The following is a 1,564-nucleotide window of genomic DNA, read 5'->3' on the forward strand; positions in this document are numbered from 1 at the left end:
CACCCCCACCTCCCGGAGGCGAGAAATGTCCACCCCCGAGCCGCGCCCGATCAGCCGCAGATCCATCCTGCGCGGCGCCGCCATCGCCGGCGCCGGCGCCGCGATGGCGCCGCTGATCACCCTCGCGAGCGCCACCTCGGCCGCCGCCGCCACCAGCGGCAACTACACCATCCGCTTCGACCAACCACGGAGACAGACGATCCTCGGGCTCGGGTTCGAGATCCAGTCCGACTCCATCGGCTCGAACAACAACGGCCTGCCCGACTCGTTCAGCAGCGTCCCCTACGACCTGACCCCCGGCGAACGGGATCGCTTCTACCAGCAGATGCTCAAGGGCGGCCGCGCCGACCGCGGCTTTCGCTACTGCCGCCTCGGCCTCGGCCTGTACTTCCGTGGGACCGATCCCACCGGAAAGCACCTCCAGAACCGCTACCCCGGCCAGGCCGAACTGCTCGCCGACATGATCAGCAGGTCCGGCATCGAGGGCGTCGCGGCCGAGTACTGGTCGCCGCCCCCCGGTTTCAAGAGCAACAACTCCTTCGTCGCGGGCAAGCTGGCCTCTTTCACTCCGGCCTTCCTGGACGAGCTCGGCGACGCCATGGTCGGTGACCTCGACTACCTGACGGCCCGCGGTGTGCCGATCTCGATGTGGGGCCTGCAGAACGAACCGAGCGGGATCGCGGCCTACTCGACCTGCCAGTACACACCCGCCGAGTACGTGCAGACGTTCAAGGCCGTCGCCCCCAAGATCAAGGCCAAGTATCCGAACGCCCTCATCCACTCCAACAGCCAGGGTGGCTGGATGGACTCCCTGGGCCAGGCCACCGTCGCCGACCCCCAGGCACTCGCCGCAGTGGACGCCTGGACCTTCCACCGGGTCGGCACACAGAGCACCGAACAGATCCCGGCCGGCCGCTACACCGCCGGCGCCCTGGGCAAGCCCGTGTTCAACAACGAGTTCGAGTACCTCGACAACCAGACCAGCGACGCCCGGACGCTGAACACCGCCCAGTCCATCATGAACTGGATGACGTTCCAGGATGCGCCGACCTGGTTCTGGCTCCACGCACTCAAACCCACCACCAACGTCGAGGCGGACGGCTACGCCCTCGGCTACTGGCGCCCCCCGACCGACACCGACTTCAGCCACCACCCCAACATCGCCCCCGGACACTGGGACTTCATCCCCCGCAACTGGAACGCCATCGCCGGCTTCGTCCAGTTCATGCCCTGGAACTCGGTCCGCTACCACGTGGACGAGCCACTCCTGCGCTACCAGCTCTCCCCACAGTGGGGCTACCAGGACCTGCCATCGCCCAGCCAGCGGATCATGGCGTGGAAGACCCCGGAGGGCAAGCCGGTCTTCGCGATCACCAACTCCTCCAGCACGCCATACACCTTCACCGTCGACACCCAGACCGCCGCCACCTTCCGCGGCCTGCGCTACGGCCCCAGCACCAACAACCTCTTCATCAGCAACAAAACCGGCCCGCAGCTGACGATCACCGTCCCGCCGCTGTCGATCGAGTTCTGGATCCGCACCCCCTGACCGAAACCACCACCC

General features: G+C 67.3%; 1 protein-coding gene. It reads left to right on the forward strand.

Annotated elements, in window-relative coordinates; translation table 11 throughout:
- Window positions 1-25: 25 nt before the first annotated feature.
- Window positions 26-1,549, forward strand: coding sequence for a hypothetical protein (locus PUR61_RS17250; RefSeq protein ID WP_329879741.1), 1,524 nt, complete (start codon window positions 26-28; stop codon window positions 1,547-1,549).
- Window positions 1,550-1,564 lie beyond the last annotated feature (15 nt).

Source organism: Streptomyces sp. BE20, assembly GCF_036322525.1.
Classification (GTDB): Bacteria; Actinomycetota; Actinomycetes; order Streptomycetales; family Streptomycetaceae; genus Kitasatospora.